Genomic DNA, 23,934 nt, shown 5'->3' with positions numbered 1-23,934 from the left:
TGGCCCGTGTGAATCTGGTCGAGGCCCCAGCGAGGGGCCAACCCCACCCACTACGGGAGTGAACCCACATGGGCATGAAGGACCAGTTCAAGGAGAAGTCCGAGCAGCTGCAGGAGCGTGCGCGTCAGCACGGTCAGCAGGAGCGTGGGCGTCAGCGGCCGCAGCGGGACGAGGAGTCCGAGCGGACGCGTGAGGACGAGGAGCGGTTCGACGAGGACTACGACCGGTAGTCAGTCGGTTCGCTGAGACGCGGGGTGCCCCCTGACTGGTGGGTGCCCCGCGTTTGCGTATTTGGGTGCGGGGCCGGTGGGGGCTGGTCGCGCAGTTCCCCGCGCCCCTAAGGAGTTGGCGTTGCCCCTGCTTGATTCCTTGGCGGCAATTTTGGTCTCGACCGGTCCGGTACGTGTGCGTAATCCGGAGGCGTTGCCGGAGGGTTCGACTCCAGTAGCTCCAGCGCCAGTTCCACCGCGTCCGTCAGCTGGGCGTGGCGGCCCTCCGCCCAGTCCAGCGGGGTGCGCAGGATCTCCAGGTCGGGGGTGACGCCCTTGTTCTCGATGGACCAGCCGTACGCGTCGAACCACGCCGCGTTCATCGGGACCGTGATCACCGTGCCGTCGCCGAGGCGGTGGCGGCCGGTCATGCCGACCACTCCGCCCCAGGTGCGCTGACCGACCACCGGGCCCAGCTTGAGGAGTTTGAAGGCCGCCGTGATCATGTCGCCGTCCGAGGAGGTCGCCTCGTCGGCGAGGGCGACGACCGGGCCGCGCGGGGCGTTCGAGGCGTACGACACCGGCTGGGCGTTTCTCGTCAGGTCCCAGCCCAGGATCGTGCGGGTCAGCTTCTCCACCACCAGCTCGCTGATGTGGCCGCCCGCGTTGCCGCGTACGTCGACGATCAGCGCGGGGCGGGACATCTCCATCCGCAGGTCCCGGTTGAACTGGGCCCAGCCCGAACCGCCCATGTCGGGGATGTGTAGATAGCCGCACCGGCCGCCGCTCAACTCCCTTACGACCGCCCGGCGTTTGGCCACCCAGTCCTGGTAGCGCAGGGGGCGCTCGTCGATCAGCGGGACCACTGCCACGCGGCGTGCCCGGCCCGCGACGCCCTCGGCCGGGGTGAACGTCAGCTCCACCGTCGTACCGCCCGCGCCGGCCAGCAGGGCGGAGGGGCCGGTGTCCGGGTCCACGGGGCGGCCGTCGACGTGGGTGAGGACCGCGCCCTCGCGGATTCCCGTGCCCGCGAGCGGGGAGCGGGCCTTGGAGTCGGAGGACTCGCCGGGGAGGATGCGCCTGACCGCCCAGCCGTCGTCGCGGCGTACGAGGTTGGCGCCGAGCAGGCCCTGCCAGCGCTGGTAGTGGGCTGGGCCTTCGTTGCGGCGGGCGGCGGAGACGTAGGCGTGCGAGGTGCCCAGCTCGCCGAGGACCTCGCGGAGCAGGTCCGCGAAGTCGTCGGGGGAGGCGACCCGTTCGACGAGGGGACGGTACTGGTCGAGGACCCCGTCCCAGTCGATGCCGCACATCTGCGGCTCCCAGAAGTACGCCCGGATCAGCCGGCCCGCCTCCTCGTACGACTGCCTCCACTCCGCGGCCGGGTCCACCTCGTGCAGGATGCGGCGGGCGTCGATCCACACCGTCGAGTCGCTGTCGCCGGACTCGGTGGCGGGGACCGCCCTCAGGTCGCCCTCGTCGACCAGGACCAGCCGGGTGCCGTCGCCGCTCACCGTGAACCAGTCGAGATGGTCGACGAGTTCGGACTTCTTCGCCTTGCTGATGTTGAAGTGCTCCAGGGTCGGCCGCCCGGTCGTGTCGTCCGGGTTGGCGAACGTCTCGCCGAGCGCGCCCGAGATCGGCCAGCGCAGCCACACCAGCCCGCCGCCCGAGACCGGGCACAGCGCCGAGTACTTGGAGGCGGTGACCGGGAAGGGGGTGACCCTGTTCTCCAGGCCCTCGACCTCGATCGTCGTCGCGCCGCCGCCGTCGCCCTCCTCGTCCTCCACCGGGTCCAGACCGCCGGCCGCCGGGCGGCCCTCGGGGTTCAGGGCGAAGGGGGAGGGGGTCGCGGAGGACAGCGGCACCAGATAGGGGCGGCAGCCGAGCGGGAAGGACAGGTCGCCGGTGTGGACGTCGTACACCGGGTCGAAGCCCCGCCAGGAGAGGAAGGCGAGGTAGCGGCCGTCCCGGGTGAACACCGGATTCTCGTCCTCGAAGCGGCCGTTGGTCAGGTCGACGATCAGGCGGTCCTTTATGCGGGCCAGCTTGATCTGGCGCAGGGACCGGCCGATGCCGGGGTGCGACCACGTCAGCCAGGTGCCGTCCGGCGAGAAGGCCAGGTCCCGCACGGGTCCGTTGACCGACTGGATGAGCTCCGTGACCTCCCCTCCCCCAGACTTCGTCCGGGAGGTGCCCCCAGAGTCCTCCGTCGCGTCGAGCAGGAGCAGCCGTCCGTCGTGCGAGGCGAGGGCGAGGCGCTCGCCCTTCGGGTCGGCGACCATCTCCAGGACCCGGCCCACCTCGCCGGAGGCCAGCCGGCGCGGCTCGCGGTCGCCGGTCGCCCGGGGCAGGTAGGCGATCTCGATCGCGTCCTCGCCCTCCGCGTCCGTCACATACGCGACCTGCCCGACCGAGCCGAGCATCTCCGGGAGCCGGACCCGTACGCCGGGGGTGTCGGTGATCGTGCGGGCGGGGCCGTCGCGGTGGGTCAGCCAGTACAGGCTGCCGCGTACGACGACGGCGCTCGCGCGGCCCGTCTCGTCGACGGAGACGCCGTCGACGTGCTGGGCGGCGGGCACCTGGTACGTGCGACGGCCCGCGCGCGGCCCGCTCAGCCGTACGTCGAGCCGGCGCGGCTCGCTGTCCGCGGCGAGGTCGTCCACCATCCACAGGTCGCCCGCGCACTGGTACACCACCCGAGTGCCGTCACTGGAGGCGTGCCGGGCGTAGAAGGCGTCGTGGTCGGTGTGCCGGCGCAGGTCGGAGCCGTCGTGGGCGCAGGAGTAGAGGTTGGCGACGCCCTCGTGGTCGGAGAGGAAGGCGATACGGCCGCCGACGAACATGGGGGAGGCGAGGTGGCCGCCGATGTCCGGGAGCAGGCGTTCGCCGTGCAGCCACAGCCTGCCCATGGCCCCGCCCCGGTAGCGCTTCCAGGCGGCCGGTTCGTGCGGCGGGGTGCCGGTCAGCAGCAGGCTCCTGCGCTCGCCGTCGAGGTCGGCGACCTGGATGTCGGAGCAGGGGCCCCAGGGGAGCTTGCGGCCGGGGTCGCCGTCGGGGCGGACCTTGTAGGCCCAGGTGTAGTGGGAGAAGGGCTCGCCGTGGGAGGCGACGGCGAGGATCACCCCGTCGGGGGTCCAGCCGCACACCTGGGTGTCCGCCGAGCCCCAGTGGGTGAGCTGCCGGCCCGGCCCGCCGTCCACCGGGACCAGGTGGATCTCGGGGACCAGACTGCGCCAGCTCGTGTAGGCGATGCGGCGGCCGTCGGGGGCGAAGCGCGGGTGGCCGATCTTGGTGCGGTCCACGGTGAGCCGCCAGGCGCGGCCCGGTCCGTCGAGGGGAGCGAGCCACAGGTCGTCCTCGGCCACGAAGCACAGCAGGTCGTCATGGAGGTGCGGCAGGCGCAGATAGCTCACCTCCCCATGCTTTTCCCGCGGACGTACCTGAGCAACTCGTGACATTCCATGTCATCCGGACCGGCGTGAGCCAGAACACGAACGAAACCGTTTCGTTTCGCTCGGAGATTGCGCTATCGTCGGGGTGTACGAAACCGTGTCGTTCGGAGTGGGAAGGTGAAGTCGGTGAGCGAGGTCGCAAGCGCACGTCGCACCCGCATCACCCCCGAGCGTGAGGCCGAGTTGTACGAGGCCGTGCTCGACCTGCTCCGGGAGGTCGGCTACGACGCCCTCACCATGGACGCCGTGGCGGCCCGCACCCGGTCCAGCAAGGCGACGCTCTACCGCCAGTGGGGCGGCAAGCCGGAGCTGGTGGCGAAGGCGATCCGGCACAACAAGCCGGGTCACACCGCCGACCTCGACACCGGGTCCTTGCGGGGCGACCTGCACGCCCTCACCTGCCGTGAGGACGACTGCGCCATGCAGCAGAACGCCGCGCTGATGCGGGGTCTGTTCATGGCGGTGCACGGCAACCCCGATCTCCTGCGGGCATTCAAGGAACTGCTCATCGAGCCGGAGATGGCGGAGTTCGACCGGCTGGTCCAGCGGGCCGTCGACCGCGGCGAGGTCCGCGCCGACTGCCCGGCACTGGGCTACGTCGTGCACATGCTCGTCGGCGCGTTCGCCACGCGCACGCTGATCGACGACCAGCCTCCGACGCAGACGTTCCTCACCTCGTACATCGACGCCGTGGTCCTCCCCGCCCTCGGCGTTCACGTCAACTGACGAGTCCCCTCAGCTAGCCCTCCTCCTGACGTACCCGCTCACGTCGTCGGGCTGATCACTCCTGCCCTGGGCCTGTGTCGGAACCCCGGCCGGGCGCCCCAACCCCACGACCTGACCGGGAGTCGCCCTCGTGGCCACGTTCCTCTACAAAGTCGGCCGACTCGCCTTCAGGCGACGGCACTTCGTCGCCCTGATATGGATCGCGCTGCTCACCCTCGCCGGTGTGGGCGCGGCCAGTGCGCCCGCGGCGGGCACCACGTCCTTCTCGATCCCCGGCACCGAGGCGCAGAAGGCCTTCGACCTGCTGGACCAGCGCTTCCCCGGCATGAGCGCCGACGGCGCCACCGCCCGGGTCGTCTTCAAGGCACCCGACGGGCAGAAGATGACCGACGCCGGCAACAAGGCGACCGTCGAGGACACCGTCAAGGAGCTGTCCGACGGCTCCGAGGTGGTCTCCGTCGCCGACCCGTACACCGCGAAGGCCGTCAGCAAGGACGGCACGATCGCGTACGCGTCGGTCAAGTACGAGGTCTCCGGCATGGAACTCCAGGACTCCTCGCGGGAGGCACTGGAGGACGCCGCGCAGGACGCGCGGGACGCGGGGCTGACCGTCGAGGTCGGCGGTGACGCGCTCCAGACGACACCCGAGACCGGTGCCACGGAGATCATCGGCATCGCGGTCGCCGCGGTCGTCCTCGTCATCACCTTCGGTTCGCTGATCGCGGCGGGGCTTCCGCTGCTCACCGCCCTGATCGGCGTCGGCATCGGCATCTCGACGATCACCGCCCTGGCCAGCGCGCTGGAGCTGGGCTCCACGACCTCGACGCTGGCGATGATGATCGGCCTCGCGGTCGGCATCGACTACGCCCTGTTCATCGTCTCCCGCTACCGCGCCGAGCTCGCCGAGGGCCGCGAGCGCGAGGAGGCGGCCGGGCGGGCCGTCGGCACCGCGGGCTCGGCGGTGGTGTTCGCCGGTCTGACCGTCGTCATCGCGCTGGTCGGCCTGTCGGTCGTGAACATCCCGATGCTGACCAAGATGGGCATCGCGGCGGCGGGCACGGTCGTGATCGCGGTGCTGATCGCGCTCACGATGATCCCGGCGCTGCTCGGGTACGCGGGCAAGAAGGTCCGCCCGACGGGCAGCAAGAGCCGCTGGATGGGCGGCAACCGCGCCGAGAAGAAGGCGGCCTCCGGCAAGGCCAAGCCGAACATGGGCACCCGCTGGGCCAGCTTCGTCGTACGCCGTCCGATCGCCGTGCTGCTGCTCGGTGTCATCGGCCTCGGCGCGGCGGCCATCCCGGCGAGCTCCCTCGAACTGGGCCTCGGCGACGACGGCACGCAGCCGACGTCCACGACCCAGCGCCGTGCCTACGACATGCTGTCCGACGGCTTCGGGCCGGGCTTCAACGGCCCGCTGATGGTCGTGGTCGACGCCAAGGGCAAGGAGGACCCGGACGCGGTCTTCCGGCAGGTCGGCGATGACATCAAGGGTCTGAAGAACGTGGTGACGGTGACGCCGGCGGCGCCCAACAAGGCGGGCGACACGGCGACCATCACCGTCATCCCGAAGTCGAAGCCGTCGTCGGTGACGACCGAGGACCTCGTGCACTCCATCCGCGACAAGGGCGCGGAGGTGAAGGCCGACACGGACGCGACCGTGCTGGTCACCGGCTCGACGGCGATGAACATCGACGTCTCGCAGAAGCTGAACGACGCGCTGCTGCCGTACCTGGCGCTGGTGGTGGGCCTGGCCTTCCTGCTCCTGATCGTGGTCTTCCGCTCGATCCTGGTCCCGCTGAAGGCGGCGCTCGGCTTCCTGCTGAGCGTGATGGCGGCGCTCGGCGCCGTGGTCGCGGTCTTCCAGTGGGGCTGGTTCGCGGGCCTCATGGGCGTGGAGGAGACCGGCCCGGTCATGTCGATGATGCCGATCTTCATGGTCGGCGTGGTCTTCGGCCTGGCGATGGACTACGAGGTGTTCCTCGTGACGCGGATGCGCGAGGCGTACGTCCACGGGGAGAAGCCCAGCCAGGCGGTGGTGACCGGGTTCAAGCACGGCGCGAGGGTCGTCACGGCCGCGGCCGTGATCATGATGGCGGTCTTCGCGGGCTTCATCGGCTCGTCCGAGTCCATGGTCAAGATGATCGGCTTCGGCCTGGCGATCGCGGTCTTCTTCGACGCCTTCGTCGTGCGGATGGCCATCGTGCCGGCGGTCCTGGCGCTGCTAGGGAAGAAGGCCTGGTGGCTCCCGAAGTGGCTGGACCGTGCCCTGCCGAACGTGGACGTGGAGGGCGAGGGCCTGCGCACGGACGCCGAGTCCGGGAAGAACGCCGATCCCGACGAGGATCGCGCGCTGGCACGCGTCTGAGCGGCCGGCGTTGAAGTAGACCGGCCGGTGAGGGCCCCGTGGGGACGGGTGGCTCTCACCGGCTTCTTCATTCCTCTCGCAGATGGGCGTCGATGAGGGCGAAGGTGGCCTCCGGCTGCTCGACCTGCGGGAGGTGACCGGCCTTGGGGATCACCTCCAGCCGCCCGTCGCCGAACGCGTCCGCGTACGCCGCGCCGTAGGCCGGGGTGACGACACGATCGCTCTCCCCCCAGAGCAGGAGCGCGGGCTGCCGGACACGTCCCAGCCGGCGCATCAGCTTGGGGTCGTGCATGTATGGGTCACCGGCGATCACGCGCATGGTGGCCATGTTGGCCTGCCGGGCGGCGAGTTGCCCGGCCGGTGTGTCGGCGGGGTCGACGTAGAAGCGGTCCGGGTCGTGCCAGGTGTGCTCGGCGATGGCGCGGGGGTCCAGCGCGAAGATGTCGGCGATCGGTTCGGACTCGACGTGCACGCCCACGGCGTTGATCAGCACGAGGCCGGTGATGATGCCCGCCGTGTCGCGTACGGCCATCTCGGCGGCGGTCCAGCCGCCGAGCGAGGAGCCGATGACCATGACGTCGCGCAGTCCTCGGTCGTGCAGGAAGTGCAGGTAGGCGAGGGCCAGGTCGTCGATGCCGGTCAGCCGGGCGGGGCGCGGCGTGCCGTCCCAGCCGGGGTGCACGGGCGTCAGGGTGTGCGCGGATCCGGCGAGGTGCCGGGCGATCCCGGCGACCGTGGCGGGACCGCCACCGCCGTGCAGGATGAGCACGGGGCGGCCGGATCCGGCCTCGGAGAGGGTGAGGGGCAGGTCGTCGTACACGGTCGCGGTGATGTCCGTCGTGCTGTCCGTCGTGCCGTTCGTCGTGCCGTTCGTCGTCATGCCCGCCACTGTAACTAAACATCTTTATATAAGCTAGCTTAGTCATGCCGTAAACTCGACGCATGCCCAGTGACCTGCAAGATCTCGGCAGGGCGATCAAGTACGCCCAGTACCGTCACCACCGCGCCCTCGACAGCGCGCTCTCCACCGTCGGCACGACGCTCGCCCAGTGGGACGCCCTGCGGGCGATCGACCGCACTCCCGGGTCCTCGGCCCGCGCCCTGGCTCCTGCGACCTTCCAGAGTGAGCAGGCCTTCGGAACGCTGGTCGGCCGCCTGACCGCGCAGGGCCTCGTCGAACGCCGGCAGGGTCACGGCCGACGCATCGAACACCACCTCACGCCGGCCGGCGAGCGGGTGCTGGCGGCCGGTCGGCGGGTCGCCGACGAGACGCTCGCGGGGTGCTTCGCCGGGTTGTCCGACGAGGATCGGGTGACGCTGCTCGACCTTCTTCAGCGGCTCAACGGGGACGGTCGGGCACAGCCACTCTGACGAGTGCCCGGATTCTGGTCTCTGCGGGCCGTCAGCTCAGGCTGATCCAGACCGCGGCGCCGAGGAAGGCCAGCCCGCCGAACAGCGCGAACCACACCGTCCCCTGCATGTGCCGGCGCATCAACACGCGGGCGTTCTGGGGGTTGTGGGCGAAGTAGATCACGGGGACCTGCCGTCCGGTCGCGAGCCCCATCCCGCTGCCGCGGACCTTCGGTGAGAACTCCACCCGGTATCCACTCTGGTCGGTGAAGGCGATGACCGGGACCCACATGGGCCCCCCGTCGCTGTCGCTGGTGCGAACGTTGTCGACGACCACGCCGTGGGTGCGGATTCCCTCGATCCGCAGCCGCCGCACCTGGAAGCCCTCCCGTACGGCGACCACGAGAAGCAGCACGGCAGCCGCCCAGCACAACATGACGCCCATGAACTCACCCTTGCCTCGTGAGACTGTTCGAGCCTTCGCGCACAAGGACGTGTCGCACCGCCGCCCGGTTGCGACTGCCGCCCCGGTCTCACGCGGCGCGGCGACCCCGCGTGCTGATCAGAGGGTAGGAGTTGATGACGAAGGACGGGTCCTTGAGGAGGGTGAAGAAACGCGCCAGTTCGGCGTCGGTGACGCCCTCGGCGTGCAGCCCCTCCAAAGCCTGTTCCATGTTGACGCGGTGCAGGTCGACGCCCGTGCCGCCGCCCTGCCAGGACTCGGCGTACGTCGTCGCCGTGACCTCGGTGAGGCCCGCCCGGATCATCGCGCCCGGCACCCGGCGACCCCACGCCACATCGGCGCCCGCCTTCTCCAGCCGGGCCATGAGCGCGCTCTGGACGTGGGCGAAGAGCGCGGCGGACTCTTCGTCGGGGGTGGCGAGGAGAGGGATCCAGGTGCAGTCGAACTCCTCCAGCAGGAGCCGTCCGCCTGGGTGCAGGGCCGCCACGAGCCGGTCCAGTACGGCGAGCCGTTCCGGCAGGTGCAGCAGGACCAGACGGGCGTGGATCACGTCGTAGCCGTCGCCCGGCAGCGGGTCGTTGACGATGTCGTGGCGCAGCAGGCGCACCTGCGGCGGGCGGGGCCGGGACTCCGCCCAGCGGGGGTCGAGGTCGGTCACCGTGACCTCACCCTCGGGGCCGACCCGCTCGCCCATCCAGGCCCCCAGCGAGCCGCTGCCTCCGCCGACTTCCAGGCACCTCAGGCCCGGGCCCAGGCCGGCCAGTTCCAGCTGACGGCGCGAGACCGGGTCGTAGCACGATTCGAGCGTCGAGAAGCGGGACGGGGTGCGGGCGTCGGTGTTGTCGAAGAGGTAGTGGGACATGCGTTGCTCCCTGCGCGTGGGCGGTCAGTGTGGGATTGCCTCATCCGCCACCATGATCGCGGAGCGTGACGGCGCGTTTGCAGGGCGTGCCGGAGCCCCGGTCGCGAGCGGTGGAATTCGGTCGCGTGGCTCGTACACGCACCACTAGCGTGTGCCGACATGACGACCATCGGAACCGAAGGCTCCGGAGCCCACCCCCGTTTCGCCGACGCCCTGCGGGAGTTGGGGCTGGATCATCTCCACGGGCAGATCCGCCGATTCCCGGACGCCACCCGCACCGCCGCCGAGGCCGCCGCCGCGATCGGGTGTGAGCTCAGCCAGATCTGCAAGTCGCTGATCTTCGCGGCATGGGGGTCCCCCCTGCTCGAGCAAGGCCGAGAGCTTGGGGGAAAGGTGCCCGTGCTGGTGCTCATGGATGGCGCCTCCCGCGTGGATGTGGAGCGGGTGAGGCAGGAACTCGGCGTCGAGAAGGTCACGCGGGCCAAGGCGGACGTCGTACGGGAGACCACCGGGTACGCCATCGGGGGCGTACCGCCCTTCGGGCACCGTACGAGGACGCGGGTGCTGGCCGATCGGTCGCTGCTGGAGCACGACGTGGTGTGGGCCGCCGCCGGCACGCCGTACACCGTGTTCCCCATGGAGCCGGGGGCGCTCGTCGCCCAGGCCGGTGCCACCCTGGTGGACGTGCGCGAGCAGACTTCGTGACGCCGCTGGTCACCTCCGCCGTCCTGCTCGCTGCCGTCACGCACGCCGGCTGGAACGCCATCGCCCACAAGATCACCGACAAGCTGGTGGGGTTCACGCTCATCTCGGGCGGAGGGGTGCTGATCGGGCTGGCGCTGATGCCGTTCGGGGCGTTCCCGGCGGCGCGGGCATGGCCGTATCTGCTCGCCTCCGCCTTCGTCCACATCGTCTACTTCGCGCTGCTCATGAAGTCCTTCCGGCTGGGCGACTTCGGGCAGGCCTACCCCATCGCGCGCGGCACCGCGCCGATCGTGGTCGCCGTGCTCGCCGCCGTGTTCGCGCACGAGGTGCCGGACGGCTGGGCGGCCGCCGGAATCGCCGTGTCCTGTGCGGGGCTCACCGGCGTCGCGCTGTGGGGCCTGCGCGGGAACCGGCCCAACTGGGCCGCGATCGGCGCCGCGCTGGCGACCGGGCTGAGCATCGCCGCGTACACCCTGCTCGACGGGCTGGGCGTGCGGGCCTCGGGGTCCTCCCTCGGCTACATCTCCTGGCTCATGGTGGTCGAGGGGCTCGTCATCCCCGCGTACGCCGTCTGGCGCCGGCGTGGGGAGACGGTCGCCGTGCTGCGGCCGTTCGCCGTGCTCGGGCTGGTGGGCGCGGCGCTGTCCGTGGCCGCGTATGCGCTCGTCCTGTGGGCCCAGACGAAGGCGGAGCTGGCGCCGATCGCCGCGCTGCGGGAGTCGTCGATCATCGTGGGGGCGGCGATCGGGGCCGTCGTCTTCAAGGAGCGGTTCGGAGCGCCCCGGATCGCGGCGGCGGGGTTGTTGGTCGCCGGGATCGCCTTGATGCTGCGCGCGGGTTGAAGCCCGCTGCGAAATCTGCGGGCGCGTCGCGACCAGCCACAACACGTGCAGCAGACGACAACCGACCCAGCCCCGCACCCCCGTGGTCGCACCCGCCCCCGGCGGAGCCCTACCGCTTCACCACCCGGAACGCGAACTGGCCGCAATACGTCAGCTTCCGCAGATTCACCAGGGCCGTCCGGCGGCGCTCGTGTCTCCCCCACTGGTCGATCTCGTCGTTCAGCGGGGACTGCACGTCCCAGTAGCGGCTGTACTCCGGTGGCCGGCCGAGATAGCTCCGCATGATCAGCGCCACCCCGTCCAGCGAGGGCCGGATCTCCTCCAGCGCCAGCCCCGCCTCCTCGACCAGCCTGCGGAAGCCGTACGGCGTGTAGTTCCACAGGCTGAAGGAGTGGTACGGCTCGAACTGGGACGTCGATCCGATGAAGCGGCCGCCGGGACGGAGCACCCGGGCGATCTCGGTGAGCAGCTCGCGCGGCCGGGCGACGTGCTCGAAGACCTGGTGGGAGTAGACCAGCGGCAGTGTGCCGGAGCCGAGGGGGAGGCGTACGCCGTCGTAGTGCACGACCGGGTCACCGTTCGGCGTGCGCTGTCCCGCCTCTGGCGAGTCACGGATGTCGACGCCGATCCATCGCACTTCGGGGTCGTGCTTGCGGAACAGCGCGGCCGAGGTGCCGCGACCGCACCCCAGGTCGAGGACCAGCCCGGGCGCGCCGGGGGCGGCCATCACCTCGTCGACGTAGTACCGCGAGGTGACCTGCCGGGCGTGGTCGTCGGGGATGCAGTCCCGCATGAGTTCCCAGAGGGTCGCCATGACTCGATGCTACGAACGCGCACGGTGACGCGCTATTCACGCACCGCGACACCGGACAGGTCATGGGCCCGCACGCTGTTGCGGTCGGTGACCGAGCGGCCCAGCGCGTGGTGCGGCCACAGACCCGCGGCCACCCGCCGGCTGCGCTCGCTCCACTGCCGGGCCGCCACGTCGCCGGCCTTGTAGTGGTTGAGGGCGTAGCCGCCGGAGTGGATGCGCACGAGGGTGAAGCCGCCCGGGTACTCCTTCGCGGCGGCCACCTCCTGATGGGTGACGTGCGGGGCCCGCGACAGCAGGGTGCGCTTGTTGCGGTGGGTGTGGCCGGCGTGGTGGAGGAAGACGCCGGGCGCGGAGGCGTAGGCGTCGACGACGGCACGGGCCTGGCGGCGGTCCAGCTGCTGGCCGCGGGTCACCGGGAAGAGGGAGTCGCGCACGGTCAGCGGATGGTGGCCGAACACCAGCGTCGGCTGGTCCGGCTGCTCCCGCAGCCGCGCCCGGAACCACGACAGCTGCTCGGCCCCGAGCCCGCCCGCGTCGGCGCCGTTGCCGCTCTTGGCATACGTGTCCAGGCCGATGATCCGCAGCCCGCCGAGGTCACGGGCGAAGTACCCCGGCCCCTCGCTCCCGCCGGGGAACGTGGTGTGGAAGGCGCCGTCCCGGGAGCGGTCGTGATTGCCGCGTACGACGAAGTAGTCCTGCCCGTGCGCGCCGAAACCGTCCAGGATCCGCCGGGCCTCACCGAGGTCGTGGGCCGCACCGCCGGCCGAGATGTCACCCCCGGCCAGCAGCAGGTCTGCCCCGCGCCGCCGGGCCTCGGCGACCAGGGCGCGGCTCATCAGCTCCGGGTAGGGCGCGCGTCCCGGCTGCTGGGCGACCCCGCGCAGCAGGGGCAGTCCGCCGACGAGACCGGCGGTGGTCTCGCCGAGGTGCAGATCGTTGCAGAGCGCGATCGACAGCAGGTGCCGGCCGGGCGGGGGCGGCGGCGTGGTGAAGGAGTACGGCCCGCCGCTCGAACCGAGCCCGAACGCCGAGGTGCCGACGGCGTTGCCGCGCACGAGATGCAGCGAGGTGGGCGTGGCGGCCACGCCCCTGGAACGGGCCTGGTAGTAGTACGTCTGCCCCGGCTCCAGGTCCGTGAGCTCGACCTGGTGGTGGGCGGTCGGCAGGTCCCCGGAGGCGGTGCGGTTCAGCCGCGCGGGGTGGGTGCCGTAGACGACCTCGCCCTCCGTGATCGCGGGGAGGGGGTGGCCGAGGCCGTCGTCGGTGCCGGGGATGCCGGTGTACCAGGTGATGACGGCGCGGTCCTCGGTCAGGGTGACCAGTTCAAGATTGACGGCGGTCAGATCGTCGGGGTGCCAGGAGCGGACCCGGCGCACGGCGGCGGAGGCCGACCGCGCCAGGGCAGGGGCGAGGCGCGCACCGGAGCGCAGCACCTCGCAGGGGCCGGGGAAGGCCGACAGTGCTGCGAGTGCGGGGAGGTGGGCGGAGAAGCAGCAGCGCATGTCCTCGATATGGCCCGGTGCGGTGAACGGGGGAAGTGGCGGTGGCGGCGGGGCCAGGTCCGGCGCGCGACATCTCCATGGAAGCAGCCCGCGGGCGACTGCCGACGCGAGTGTGCCGAGTCTCACCTGATCCCGAGTTGCGGCCTTCGTCCCGTCTGTGTGACGGGTGGGACGGCCGCGCTCTCAAGTGGCGCAGGACACGTTCATCCGCACGACACCGGGGACATGCTGTCCATGCTGCTGCGTGCCGTGGACGAGGAGACCGGCCGGCCGCTGAGCGCGCATCAGATCTGCTCCGAGATCCTCACGTTGGCCGTGGCCGGCACCGAGACCACCGCGTCGGTGCTGTCCTGGATCCTGTACGAACTCGCCCGGCGTCCCGACATCGAGGCCCGCGTCCTGGCCGAGCTGGGCGAGGTCCTCGCCAGAGCGGCCGGTCACCTTCGACGACCTGCCGCGGCTGCCCTACCTGAACCGGGTCATCACCGAAACCCTGCGGCTGCACCGCACCGGCCGGCTCGTCACCCGGCGCACCACCACCGAGACCCGGCTCGGCGGGCCACCGTACGGCCCCGCACGCTGAGGATGACCGTCCGGCCCCGGGCGGGCGGCCCCAGGGGATTCGCGCAAGCCGACTAGTCTGCGGCCCCCGCGAGGCGCACCCTGGAAGCAGTACTTCCGGAGGTGATCGTCATGATGCACACCACAGTGGGATGGCATGTCGAGATGGAGTTCCTGGAGGACGACGAGCACACGCGGGCGGTCGCGATGGTGCGGCTGCCCGACGGCACCGAGGTACGGGCCCACGGGCACGCCGCTCGGCACCACACCGACTCTAATCAGCCACGCGTCGGGGAGGAGATCGCCGGCGCCCGCGCGCTGAACGAGCTCGCGATGCAGATGCTTACGAAGGCGCACGGCGAGATCGACGCGGCTTCGGGGCGTACATCGCACCCGATCCACGTGTGAACCGGCGCTGAACGCTCCGCGGGAGGTGCCGGTTCAGGAAGTCGATCGCCTGGCTCGCTCGTCGTGGCTGGTCGCGCAGTTCCCCGCGCCCCCAGGGGCGCTGCCGAACCGTAGCTGATGTCGTCCGGACCGCTCAGCCCGCGAGGGACGCCCGAAGCCCCCGGATCAGCCCCTGCGCCCTCGGATCCGCCGTCACCGTCTTGCGGAAGCCGTTCGTCACATAGCCGAGCGCGATCCCCGTCTCCGGGTCGGCGAAGCCGAGGGCGCCGCCGCGGCCGGGGTGGCCGAAGGAGCCCGGTCCCAGCAGCGGGGACGCGCTGCCGTGCAGCATGTAGCCGAGGCCGAAGCGGGTGTTGACGACCAGGACGCGGTCGGGGCCCGACGACTCCTCGGTCCGCGCCAGCTCCACCGTCGCGGGGTCGAAGAGCCGCACGCCGTCGACCTCGCCGATCAGCGCGGCGTAGACGCGGGCCAGACCGTCGGCGGTCGCGATGCCGTTGGTGGCGGGCAGGGCCGACGCACGGTACGCCGGGTCGTTCTGGTCGGGGAACGGCGTGATCGCGGCGAAAGCCCGGCGGGTGAGGGAGTCGGGGTCCTGGTAGGCGTCGGTGACCGAACGCTTCGGTCGGGCCCGCAGCACCGCCCCCGCCGCCGGCTCCGGCCCCTCGACGCGCCCGACCCGGCCCGCCCGCCCGGCAGCCTCCTCCTCGGCCGGCAGGCCCAGCCACAACTCCGCCCCCAGCGGCCCGGCGATCCGGTCCGCGATCCACTCGCCGGCGCCCTTCCCGGTCACCCGCCGCACGATCCCGTCGAGCATCCAGCCGTATGTCAGCGCGTGGTAGCCGTGAGCGGTGCCCGGCTCCCACACGGGGGTCTGAGCGGCGACGGCCTCCGGGCCCCGCAGGGGGTCCAGCGACTCCTGCGGAGTGAGCGGGCGCTCCAGCACCGGCAGCCCGGCCCGGTGGTTCAGCACGTGCCTGACCAGCACCCGCTCCTTGCCGCGGGCCTTGAACTGCGGCCAGTACTCGGCCACCGGCGCGTCCAGGTCCAGCTCTCCGTGCTGGCGGAGCAGCAGGAGTACGGCGGCGGCGACGCCCTTGGTCGCCGAGCGCACGATCTGTGCGGTGCCCCGCTGCCAGGGCTCGGTCCCGTCCACGTCCTTCGTGCCGGCCCACAGGTCGACCACCTGGCGGCCGTCCCGGTACACGGCGACCGCCGCGCCCCGCTCGCCCAGCGTCTCGAAGTTGCGGACGAACGCCTCCCGGACCGGCTCGAAGCCCTCGGCCACTGCGCCGTTCACGTCCACGTCCGTCTCCTCGTCCTGCCTTGTGCGGGTGCCCTTCTACCCAAGCAGGATGGTGACGTCGATGTTCCCGCGGGTCGCGTTGGAGTACGGGCAGACCTCGTGCGCGGCGTCCACCAGCTTGGCCGCGATGTCCGCGTCCAGCACCGGCAGGGAGACGCTGAGGGCGACCGCGAGGCCGTAGCCGCGGTGCTTGTTGGGGCCGATGCCGACCTTCGCGGCGACCGTGGATCCGGTCAGGTCGTAGCCCTCGCGGTTGCCGACGAGGATCAGCGCGCTGTGGAAGCAGGTGCTGTAGCCGGCGGCGAAGAGCTGCTCGGGGTTGGTGCCGTTGCCGTCGCCGCCCAGCTGCGGCGGCATCGAGACCTTCAGCTCGATCTCGCCGTCCTGGCTGGTCACATAGCCGTCCCGGCCGCCGTGCGCGGTGGCCTCGGCGACGTACATGATCTTCGTCGGACGGGTGTCGACGGCAGTGCCCTCGTCGGTCATGGGTGGCCTCCCCCCAGAACAGTGCGCACTACAAAAAAGCGCGCACGAGTACATTGCGCACAAGGTACTGGTCGGTACGGAGCCTGCTGTTACCAGGGGGTAGCAACCGCGGGTAACCCGAGATCAGCGGGTGCGCTGGGCCGTCAGCTCCCTGACCGTCAGCTCGCTGACCGTCGTCCCGCCCCGCTCACGCGCCCGTGGTCACGGAGCGCGGGTCGAAGCCGAACGGCAGCTCCAGGCGGTGGGCGCGCATCAGCTCGTCGTCCGCGAGGAGTTCGGCCGTCCTGCCGTCCGCCGCGATCACACCCTCGCTCAGGATGAGGGAGCGCGGGCACAGCTCAAGCGCGTACGGCAGGTCGTGCGTGACCATCAGGACGGTGACGTCCAGCGAGCGCAGGATGTCGGCCAGTTCGCGGCGGGAGGCGGGGTCGAGGTTGGAGGAGGGCTCGTCCAGGACGAGGATCTCCGGCCGCATCGCGAGCACCGTCGCCACCGCGACCCGGCGCCGCTGGCCGAAGGAGAGGTGGTGCGGCGGGCGGTGCTTGAACTCCGCCATGCCGACCTGCTCCAGCGCACGGTCGACGCGCTCCTCCAGTTCCGGCCCCTTCAGCCCGGCCGCCGCCGGCCCGAACGCGACGTCCTCGCGGACCGTCGGCATGAACAGCTGGTCGTCCGGGTCCTGGAACACGATGCCGACCCGGCGCCGGATCTCGGCCATGTGCTGCTTGCCGACGGGCAGCCCGGCGACCTGCACACGGCCGGTGCCGCCGGTCAGGATGCCGTTGAGGTGCAGGACGAGGGTCGTCTTGCCGGCGCCGTTCGGACCGAGCAGCGCGACCCGCTCGCCGCGCGCGATCGAGAAGTCCACGCCGAACAGGGCCTGGTGGCCGTCGGGGTAGGCGAACGCGAGGCCGGAGACCTCCAGGGAAGCAGTACTCACAGGGCCCATCCCAGCACGCAGACGACGAGGGCGGCGAAGGGGAGTGCGAGGGCGTACGACCACTGCGCCCGGGACGCGGTCACCTCGTCGATCACCGGCATCGAACCGGCGTATCCCCGGCTGACCATGGCCAGGTGCACCCGCTCGCCACGCTCGTAGGACCGGATGAACAGCGCGCCCGCCGACTTCGCGAGCACGCCCCAGTGCCGCACGCCCTTCGCCTCGAAGCCGCGTGACTCCCGCGCGATGCGCATCCGCCGCATCTCGTCCGCGATGACATCGCCGTAGCGGATCATGAAGGACGCGATCTGCACGAGGAGCGGCGGCAGCTTCAACCGCTGGAGGCCGAGCAGCAGTTCACGCAGCTCGGTGGTGGAGGCGAGCAGGACGGAGGCGGCGACGCCCAGGGTGCCCTTGGCGAGCACGTTCCAGGCGCCCCACAGCCCGCTGACGCTCAGCGACATCCCCAGCACCTCGACCCGCTCGCCCTCCGCCACGAACGGCATGAGCACGGCGAACGCGACGAACGGCACCTCGATCAGCAGCCGCTTGAGCAGGAAGCCGGCCGGCACGCGGGCGACGGACGCGACGAGGGCGAGCAGCACGGCGTACAGGCCGAAGGCCCACATCGCCTCCCGCGGCGTCGACACGACCACGACGACGAAGGCGAAGACCGCCGCGAGTTTGGTGTGCGGCGGCAGGCCGTGCACGGGCGAGTGCCCGTGCCGGTAGAGCCTGTGCGCGTGCCCCGCCCCCATGTCAGGCGCTCGAACCCGCGGTGGTGCTCGTGCTCGACGGCGAGACGTCGTCCGTACGGCGCCTGCGCACCGCCCAGAACACCGCGCTGCCCGCGACGAGCGTGACGCCGACGCCGATCGTGCCGGCGAGGCCGCCGGACAGACGGACGTTGTCGATGTCCTTGACGCCGTAGTCGGCCAGCGGTGAGTCGGAGTTGGCATGCTCCTCGGCCGACTCGGCGAAGCCCTTGTCCTCGGCGACCTTCTCCAGGCCGTCGGGGCTGGCGGACGCGTAGAAGCTGACGAACCCGGCGAGCACGAGGGAGGTGACCACGCCGCTGATCCACAGGGTGCGGCGGGAGGTGCGGGCCGCGACCGGCTGTGCGGCCTCGGGCGCCGGAGCGTCGACGAGTTCGCCGCCGACCCGCAGCTTCAGCGGCTGATGCAGATCGCGGGCGCCGTAGACGAGATCCGGCCGTACGGCGATGACCGCGCCGACCGTCAGTGCGGTGATCGCGGCCTCGCCGATGCCGATCAGGAGGTGGACGCCGCCCATGGCAGCTGCGACCTTGCCGATCGACACGTCGGTGGTGCCGCCGATCCAGAACAGGAACGTGAACGCGAGAGCCGCCGTCGGCACCGACACCAGCGCGGCGACGAAGGTGGCCGCCGTGATCGACCGCCGGGACTTCGGCAGGACCTTCACCAGGGCGCGGAAGACGGCGTAGGCGACGACCACGCCGACGATCGCCATGTTGGTGATGTTCACGCCGAGCGCGGTGAGGCCGCCGTCCGCGAAGAGGACGCCCTGCATGAGCAGGACGACGGAGATGCACAGCATCCCCGTGTACGGGCCGACGAGTACGGCGGCGAGCGCGCCGCCCAGCAGATGGCCGCTGGTGCCCGCGGCGACGGGGAAGTTCAGCATCTGCACGGCGAAGATGAACGCGGCCACCAGGCCGGCCAGGGGCGCGGTCCGCTCGTCGAGCTCACGGCGGGCGCCGCGCAGGCTCACGGCGACCGCGGCCGCGGCGACCACACCGGTCACGGCGGAGGTGGGGGCGTCTATGAATCCGTCAGGTACGTGCACCGTTCGATGATAGTGGCTTGTTGCGAACCTCTTGCAAGAGCGAGGAGGTGGGAACTACGGACGGACTTCCTGTGCCCGAACGGGCAGAATCCCGGAAATATGCGACATTGGAGGGGGAGCGGAAGCACAGCTTTCGCACAGGTTGCGCAGCGTAAGGGGCCGACCGATGTCTGTAGTCGAACAGTACGCACGGGCCCATATCGTCACGGACGCGGACATCCTGTTGCAGGATCAGGACGCGGTACCGGTGGTGCTGCGCTACGACCCGGACTCCGATCCGCGCTCGGTGCGGATCGGGTTGCCCGGGCGCGATGCCCATGAGTGGACCTTCTCGCGCTCACTGCTGGAACAGGGGCTGCGAGCTCCCACGGGGAGTGGAGAGGTCCGGGTGTGGCCGTGCGGCCGGGTGCAGGCCGTGGTCGAGTTCCACTCCGCGCAAGGGGTGTCGGTGGTGCAGTTCGAGACGCGGGCGCTGATGAGGTTCCTGCGGCGCACCTATCTGGCCGCCGCCGCACCCGTGGGCCGTGAGGCTCAGCTGGGGCGCTGAGGCTCAGCCGCCCGCCTTCAGCAGCGCCGCCACGATCGGGCCCGCCGTGTCGCCGCCGTGCCCGCCCTGCTGGACCACGCCCGCCGCCGCCAGGTCGCCGCGGTAGGCGGTGAACCAGCCGTTCGGCTTCTTCTGGCCGTCGACCTCCGCCGAGCCGGTCTTCGCGCCGACGTCACCGGTGACTCCGGACATCGCCTCGGCCGCGGTGCCGTAGGCCGCCGTGTAGGCCATCAGTTCGCGCAGCTGGGACAGCGTGGACGCGGACATGGTGCGCGAGGCCGTCGCCAGCTGCCGTCCGTCGACGTCGGGGGAGACCAGGTACGGCTGCTTGAAGGTGCCCGTCCGCACGGTCGCTGACACCGACGCCATGTTCAGCGCGTTCATCCGCACCCCGCCCTGCCCGATGAGCGAGGCCGCCATCTGGGCCTGCGACTGGACCGGGACGGCGCCGTCGAAGGTGGAGACGCCGACGGACCAGCTGTTCATGGACAGGCCGAAGACCTGCTGGGCCTGCTTGGTGAGGCTGTCGTCGTCCAGTTCGGGCGCCTGGCTGATGAAGGCCGTGTTGCAGGAGCGGGCGAAGCTCGCCTTGAACGTGCCGTCCTTGATCTCGAACTTGTCGTCGTTCTGGAACTTCCAGTGGCCGTACGTGAAGAACTTCGGGCAGGGGTGCGCCTTGTCCGCCGACGCGAGGTCCTTCTCGATCAGCAGCGACGAGGTGATGACCTTCATCGTGGAGCCGGGCGCGAGAGAGCCCTGGAACGCGGTGTTGAAGCCGTGCGAGGAGTTGGCGACCGCGAGGATCTCACCGGTCGACGGGCGCAGGAGGACCACCGAGGCCTTCGCCTTCGAGGCCACCTGTTCCTCCGCGGCGGCCTGAAGGCTCGGGCTGAGCGTCGTCTTCACCGTGCCCGGCGTGCCCTTGCTCAGCTCCAGCAGGGTCTTGTCGGACAGCTCGGCCTTCTTGGACTCCTTGCCGCGGATCACCTGGAACTCGACGCCCGCCTTGCCGCCGGCCTTCTCCCCGTACTTCTCGCGCAGCCCGTCCAGGACCGAGCCCAGCGACGGGTACTCCTTCTCCGTCAGCTCGCCGCCGTCCCGGTCGAGCGCCTTGACCGGCGGGGTGCCGGACGCGCCGGTGACGAGGGTGTCACCGTCCTTCAGGTCGGGGTGGACGACCGCGGAGTGCCACTCGACGAGCGGCTTGCCGTCCTCGGCGCGCCGGACGACGGTCAGCGCGCTGTCGTAGGCGAGCGGCTTGTCGGTGCCCTTGTACGACACCGTGCCCTTCACGGAGAAGGGGACCTTGGCGCCGGCGCGGGTACCGGCGGTCAGGGTGACGTCCTTGATGTGGGCGTCCTTGGTGTAGCCGGTGAGCAGGGCCTTCGCGGCCGCCGTGTCGTCCGTTGCGGCGGCCGCCTGGGGCACCTTGCCCTGCTGCCAGGCGGTGAGGAATTCCTGGGCCGCGGTCGTGACCTCGGTCGCCGACAGCGGCCCGGTCTTGACGTCCTTTGCCTTGCTCGACGACGTCGACTGCGTGTCGTTCTCGGCGGCGGCCCCGCTGCCCAGCAGGGCGTAGACGCCGAATCCGGCGCCGCCGAGAACCACGGCGATCATCCCGCCGAGCACGGCGGGGTTGGTCTTCCGTCGCTCGGCGACGAGCCTTCTGTTGCCCACTGCTTTCCGTTCCCTCGCGTATCCCAGGGGCCCCCGCCTGCCCCGCCGACCTCACGCATACCAACGACGACGACCACCCTAGAGTCCCGTGCCGCGAGGGATAAGTTCAGCCGGACGCTCGTAGCACGGCTGCGACAATCGGCCCGGCCGCGTCGCCGCCGTGGCCGCCCTGCTGGGACATGGCCGCCGCCGCCACATCATCACGGAATCCGGTGAACCAGCTGTCAGAGGTGGCCTTCCCGTCGACCTCCGCGGAGCCGGTCTTGGCGCCGATGTCACCGCCGAGGCCGGACATGGCCGGCGCCGCGGTGCCCTGCGTCGCGGTCAGCTGCATCATCTGCTTCAGCTGGGCAGCGGTGCTCGACGGCAGCCCCTTGGCGGTGGCCAGTTGGCGGTCGTCGAGCTCGGGCGAGATCAGATACGGCTGCCGGAAGTCGCCGGTGATCGCGGTGGCCGTCACCGACGCCAGGTTCAGCGGGCTCATCTGGACCTGGCCCTGGCCGATGGCGTTGGCCGCGCGGTCCGGGCCGGAGGAGGCGGGGACGCTGCCGTCGAAGGAGACGATGCCCGTCTTCCAGTCGTCCCGCCCGAGCCCGAACCGCTCCTGCGCCTCATTCGTCAACGAGGCATCCGTGAGCGGGTCCTCGTCGACGAGCTTGATGAAGGCGGTGTTGCAGGAGCGCAGGAAGCCGTTGGCGAGCGTGGCGCTCGCGCTCTCGTCGGCCTTCAGACCGTCGAGGTTCTTGAAGGTCTGGCTCTGCCAGGTGGCCGTGGCCGGGCAGGGCGCCGGGCCGTTCATCGTGGTGACGCCGTTGTCGATGAGCATCGCCGAGGTGAGGATCTTCATCGTGGAGCCAGGGGCGACGCGACCCTCGAAGGCGGCGTTGAAGCCGTCCTCGCGGTGGTTCGCCACGGCCAGCACCTCGCCGGTGCTCGGCTTGACGGCGACGACCGACGACTGGGCGTACTTCTTCACGGCCTTCTCGGCCGCCGCCTGAACGCTCGCGCTGAGCGTCGTCTCCAGCCTGCCGGGCTTGCCCTTCGACAGGGTCAGCAGTGAGGTGTCCGGCGAGTCGTCGGCGTGCCGGACCGACAGCTCGACGCCGGGCTCGCCGCCGGCCTTGTCGCCGTACTTGGCGCGCAGCGCGTCCAGGATCGGGCCGAGCGAGGGGTACTTCTCCTTCGTCAGCACGGTGTCGTCGCGGTCGACGGCCTCGATGGGCGGGTTCGCCGCCTCGCCGGTGACGAGGGTGTCGCCCCGCTTCAGCTGGGGGTGGATCACGGTGGGCTGCCAGTCGACGAGGGCCCGCCCGGTGGTCTTGCCGCGGACGACGGTGAGTTCGCTCTTGTACGTCAGCGGCTTGGACTTCCCGCCGTAGGACACCTTGGCCTTCACCGTGAACGGCACCGTGGTGCCGCGCGCGGCCCCGGGCGTGATCTTCACGCCGGTGATGTGGGCGTCCTCGCCGAAGGAGGACAGCACGGCTTGGGCGGCCGCGTTGTTGTTCGTGGACGTCGAGGCCTGCGCGGCCTCGCCCTTCTCCCAGCCGGCGAAGAACTTGGCCGAGGCCTCCTCGACTTCCTCCGCACTCGGCGGCCCCGTCCTCTCGTCCGCGGGCCCCCCGGCCCCCGTAGCCCCACCGCCGTTCAACGCCGACACGATGTTGTAGGCGCCGTAGCCGGCCCCGCCCACCATCACCGCGAACACGCCGCCTATGACAGCGACCTTGACCCCCTTGGGCATGGTCCCCTCCCCGTTATGTCCTCCGCACTGTAAGTGACATGCGGGAAACCAGTGGGAGTTGTTTCTTTTTGTTGTCCGAATGTGTGACCGATTCTTGGCCGAACGGTCGACACGTTCCGACAAGGCGGGGTGGGCAACCATGCGTGGGGGCCGCGAGTCGCATGTGGCGTCGGATACCGCCTCCGGAGGTCCTGCCGTGCGCTCATTCCTCACCGACCGCCGAACCGTTCGCGCCGCGTCCGTACTGGCCTTGGCGCTTGGCGCGGGCGTCGCCCTTCCGGCGGCGCTGAGTCCGACGCGGGGTGATCCGGCGGCGCCTGCCATGGCCGTGGCGGGCGGACAGGTCGAGTACCGGGCGGCCCCGGGCCAGAACAACAGGGTGACCGTCACCGAGTTGCCGGTCGGCAACTACGCCATGAGGTATGTGATCGACGACGTCGTCCCCATCGTCGCCGGGAAGGGCTGTGCCTACCCCAGCGACGCCGACCGAACCAAGGTCTCCTGCACGGCCCGGTACGAGGAGATGACCACGGACCCGGTCCGCACGCTGGTGCTGCAGCTCGGCGATGGCGAGGACACCGCCGAGGGCCATGCCGTCGACCAGAACAAACTGGGCTACACCGAGATCAACCTGGGCTCCGGCAATGACACCTGGACCGGCACAGGGCGCGAGGCCTTGCACGTCTTCGGTGGCCCCGGCGACGACACCATCACAACCAGCGGCTACTCGACGATCGATGGTGGCGCCGGCGACGACACCCTCCACGGCAGCGGTGACGTCAGCGTCCTGGGCGGCGCCGGCGACGACGTGCTCCAGGGCGGGGAGGGCACCCAGTCCCTCGTCGGCCAGCAGGGCGACGACTCGATCCATGGCGGCCCCGGCGACGACCTACTGTCCGGCAACGAGGGCAACGACGTCCTGTACGGCGACGACGGCGACGACCTGATGTGGGGCGAGAGCCAGGTGGGCAACGGCTTTCAAATGTCCCGCGACGAGAAGCTCGGCAAGAAACGCGACGACAAGCTCTACGGCGGCCCCGGCACGGACAAGCTGTACGGCGGCCCGGGCCCGGACGCGCTCTACGGCGGCCCCGGCACCGATCAGCTGGACGGCGGGACCAGCCCGAACACCGTCGTCCAGGACTGAC

Annotated in this window: 23 protein-coding genes and 1 pseudogene; 11 read left to right on the top strand and 13 right to left on the bottom strand. The window is 71.0% G+C overall.

The window, feature by feature from the left end; genetic code table 11:
* Positions 1-74 precede the first annotated feature (74 nt).
* Positions 75-230, top strand: a complete 156-nt coding sequence (locus tag OG254_RS20650) for a hypothetical protein (protein WP_405583778.1) — start codon at positions 75-77, stop codon at positions 228-230.
* A gap of 107 nt (positions 231-337) precedes the next feature.
* Here the strand turns inward: OG254_RS20650 and OG254_RS20645 are convergent, their stop codons facing one another.
* Complete coding sequence (locus OG254_RS20645) at positions 338-3,622, bottom strand: S41 family peptidase (RefSeq protein WP_405583776.1); 3,285 nt, start codon at positions 3,620-3,622, stop codon at positions 338-340.
* Positions 3,623-3,787: 165 nt separating this feature from the next.
* Here OG254_RS20645 and OG254_RS20640 point away from each other — a divergent pair, with 165 nt between their 5' ends.
* Both OG254_RS20640 and OG254_RS20635 read left to right on the top strand, forming a co-directional pair.
* On the top strand, positions 3,788-4,387 hold the full coding sequence (locus OG254_RS20640) for a TetR/AcrR family transcriptional regulator (protein ID WP_405583775.1): 600 nt from the start codon (positions 3,788-3,790) through the stop codon (positions 4,385-4,387).
* A gap of 130 nt (positions 4,388-4,517) precedes the next feature.
* Positions 4,518-6,752 (top strand): MMPL family transporter, encoded by a 2,235-nt coding sequence (locus OG254_RS20635; protein WP_405583773.1) that lies wholly within the window; start codon positions 4,518-4,520, stop codon positions 6,750-6,752.
* Between the two features lie 67 nt (positions 6,753-6,819).
* Here the strand turns inward: OG254_RS20635 and OG254_RS20630 are convergent, their stop codons facing one another.
* Positions 6,820-7,632, bottom strand: coding sequence for an alpha/beta fold hydrolase (locus OG254_RS20630; protein ID WP_405583771.1), 813 nt, complete (start codon positions 7,630-7,632; stop codon positions 6,820-6,822).
* A gap of 62 nt (positions 7,633-7,694) precedes the next feature.
* Between OG254_RS20630 and OG254_RS20625 the strand changes: the two genes are divergently transcribed.
* Positions 7,695-8,123 carry a MarR family winged helix-turn-helix transcriptional regulator gene (locus OG254_RS20625; protein ID WP_405583767.1) on the top strand — a complete coding sequence of 143 codons (429 nt, stop codon included), beginning with the start codon at positions 7,695-7,697 and terminating at the stop codon, positions 8,121-8,123.
* Between the two features lie 31 nt (positions 8,124-8,154).
* Here OG254_RS20625 and OG254_RS20620 read toward each other — a convergent pair whose 3' ends face one another.
* Positions 8,155-8,547: a DUF3592 domain-containing protein gene (locus tag OG254_RS20620; protein WP_405583765.1), complete on the bottom strand. Its 393-nt coding sequence runs from the start codon at positions 8,545-8,547 to the stop codon at positions 8,155-8,157.
* Between the two features lie 88 nt (positions 8,548-8,635).
* Positions 8,636-9,427 (bottom strand): class I SAM-dependent methyltransferase, encoded by a 792-nt coding sequence (locus tag OG254_RS20615; protein ID WP_405583763.1) that lies wholly within the window; start codon positions 9,425-9,427, stop codon positions 8,636-8,638.
* A gap of 159 nt (positions 9,428-9,586) precedes the next feature.
* Here OG254_RS20615 and OG254_RS20610 point away from each other — a divergent pair, with 159 nt between their 5' ends.
* Positions 9,587-10,132: a YbaK/EbsC family protein gene (locus OG254_RS20610; RefSeq protein ID WP_405583761.1), complete on the top strand. Its 546-nt coding sequence runs from the start codon at positions 9,587-9,589 to the stop codon at positions 10,130-10,132.
* Positions 10,129-10,974 (top strand): EamA family transporter, encoded by an 846-nt coding sequence (locus OG254_RS20605; protein ID WP_405583759.1) that lies wholly within the window; start codon positions 10,129-10,131, stop codon positions 10,972-10,974. The genes OG254_RS20610 and OG254_RS20605 overlap by 4 nt, the downstream gene beginning before the upstream one ends.
* 109 nt (positions 10,975-11,083) lie before the next feature.
* On the opposite strand, the gene OG254_RS20600 is transcribed toward OG254_RS20605, so the two are convergent.
* Positions 11,084-11,788 (bottom strand): class I SAM-dependent methyltransferase, encoded by a 705-nt coding sequence (locus OG254_RS20600; RefSeq protein ID WP_405583757.1) that lies wholly within the window; start codon positions 11,786-11,788, stop codon positions 11,084-11,086.
* Positions 11,789-11,820: 32 nt separating this feature from the next.
* Positions 11,821-13,290, bottom strand: coding sequence for a metallophosphoesterase (locus tag OG254_RS20595; protein WP_405583755.1), 1,470 nt, complete (start codon positions 13,288-13,290; stop codon positions 11,821-11,823).
* Between the two features lie 9 nt (positions 13,291-13,299).
* Here OG254_RS20595 and OG254_RS20590 point away from each other — a divergent pair.
* The 3 genes and pseudogenes from OG254_RS20590 to OG254_RS20580 form a co-directional block, all read left to right on the top strand.
* A pseudogene (locus OG254_RS20590) lies at positions 13,300-13,662 on the top strand (cytochrome P450); the annotation flags it as partial.
* Positions 13,574-13,873, top strand: coding sequence for a cytochrome P450 (locus OG254_RS20585; protein ID WP_405595101.1), 300 nt, complete (start codon positions 13,574-13,576; stop codon positions 13,871-13,873). The pseudogene OG254_RS20590 and the gene OG254_RS20585, both read left to right, overlap by 89 nt.
* Before the next feature lie 110 nt (positions 13,874-13,983).
* The gene (locus OG254_RS20580) at positions 13,984-14,259 is read left to right on the top strand and encodes a DUF1876 domain-containing protein (RefSeq protein WP_405583753.1); all 276 of its coding nucleotides are present in this window, start codon (positions 13,984-13,986) and stop codon (positions 14,257-14,259) included.
* Between the two features lie 133 nt (positions 14,260-14,392).
* On the opposite strand, the gene OG254_RS20575 is transcribed toward OG254_RS20580, so the two are convergent.
* From OG254_RS20575 to OG254_RS20555, 5 genes are all read right to left on the bottom strand, one after another.
* Complete coding sequence (locus tag OG254_RS20575) at positions 14,393-15,565, bottom strand: serine hydrolase domain-containing protein (RefSeq protein WP_405583751.1); 1,173 nt, start codon at positions 15,563-15,565, stop codon at positions 14,393-14,395.
* Between the two features lie 36 nt (positions 15,566-15,601).
* On the bottom strand, positions 15,602-16,051 hold the full coding sequence (locus OG254_RS20570; RefSeq protein ID WP_351194583.1) for an organic hydroperoxide resistance protein: 450 nt from the start codon (positions 16,049-16,051) through the stop codon (positions 15,602-15,604).
* Positions 16,052-16,238: 187 nt separating this feature from the next.
* On the bottom strand, positions 16,239-17,000 hold the full coding sequence (locus OG254_RS20565; RefSeq protein WP_405583749.1) for an energy-coupling factor ABC transporter ATP-binding protein: 762 nt from the start codon (positions 16,998-17,000) through the stop codon (positions 16,239-16,241).
* Positions 16,988-17,749 carry a cobalt ECF transporter T component CbiQ gene (cbiQ, locus tag OG254_RS20560; protein WP_405583747.1) on the bottom strand — a complete coding sequence of 254 codons (762 nt, stop codon included), beginning with the start codon at positions 17,747-17,749 and terminating at the stop codon, positions 16,988-16,990. The genes OG254_RS20565 and cbiQ overlap by 13 nt, the downstream gene beginning before the upstream one ends.
* A gap of 1 nt (position 17,750) precedes the next feature.
* A complete protein-coding gene (locus OG254_RS20555; RefSeq protein WP_405583745.1) occupies positions 17,751-18,818 on the bottom strand; it encodes an energy-coupling factor ABC transporter permease in 1,068 nt (355 codons plus the stop codon).
* Positions 18,819-18,984: 166 nt separating this feature from the next.
* Between OG254_RS20555 and OG254_RS20550 the strand changes: the two genes are divergently transcribed.
* Positions 18,985-19,365, top strand: a complete 381-nt coding sequence (locus OG254_RS20550; protein WP_405583743.1) for an SsgA family sporulation/cell division regulator — start codon at positions 18,985-18,987, stop codon at positions 19,363-19,365.
* A 3-nt stretch (positions 19,366-19,368) separates the two neighbouring features.
* Here OG254_RS20550 and OG254_RS20545 read toward each other — a convergent pair whose 3' ends face one another.
* Positions 19,369-21,042 carry a penicillin-binding transpeptidase domain-containing protein gene (locus OG254_RS20545; RefSeq protein ID WP_405583741.1) on the bottom strand — a complete coding sequence of 558 codons (1,674 nt, stop codon included), beginning with the start codon at positions 21,040-21,042 and terminating at the stop codon, positions 19,369-19,371.
* Positions 21,043-21,148: 106 nt separating this feature from the next.
* The gene (locus OG254_RS20540) at positions 21,149-22,786 is read right to left on the bottom strand and encodes a penicillin-binding transpeptidase domain-containing protein (RefSeq protein WP_405583739.1); all 1,638 of its coding nucleotides are present in this window, start codon (positions 22,784-22,786) and stop codon (positions 21,149-21,151) included.
* 196 nt (positions 22,787-22,982) lie between these two features.
* On the opposite strand from OG254_RS20540, the gene OG254_RS20535 reads away from it, so the two are divergent.
* Positions 22,983-23,933 (top strand): calcium-binding protein, encoded by a 951-nt coding sequence (locus OG254_RS20535; RefSeq protein WP_405583737.1) that lies wholly within the window; start codon positions 22,983-22,985, stop codon positions 23,931-23,933.
* Position 23,934 lies beyond the last annotated feature (1 nt).

It is taken from the genome of Streptomyces sp. NBC_01092 (genome assembly GCF_045039535.1).
Classification (GTDB): Bacteria; Actinomycetota; Actinomycetes; order Streptomycetales; family Streptomycetaceae; genus Streptomyces.
Note: the sequence above shows the minus strand (reverse complement) of the source record. Positions and strands in the feature narration are given on the sequence as shown.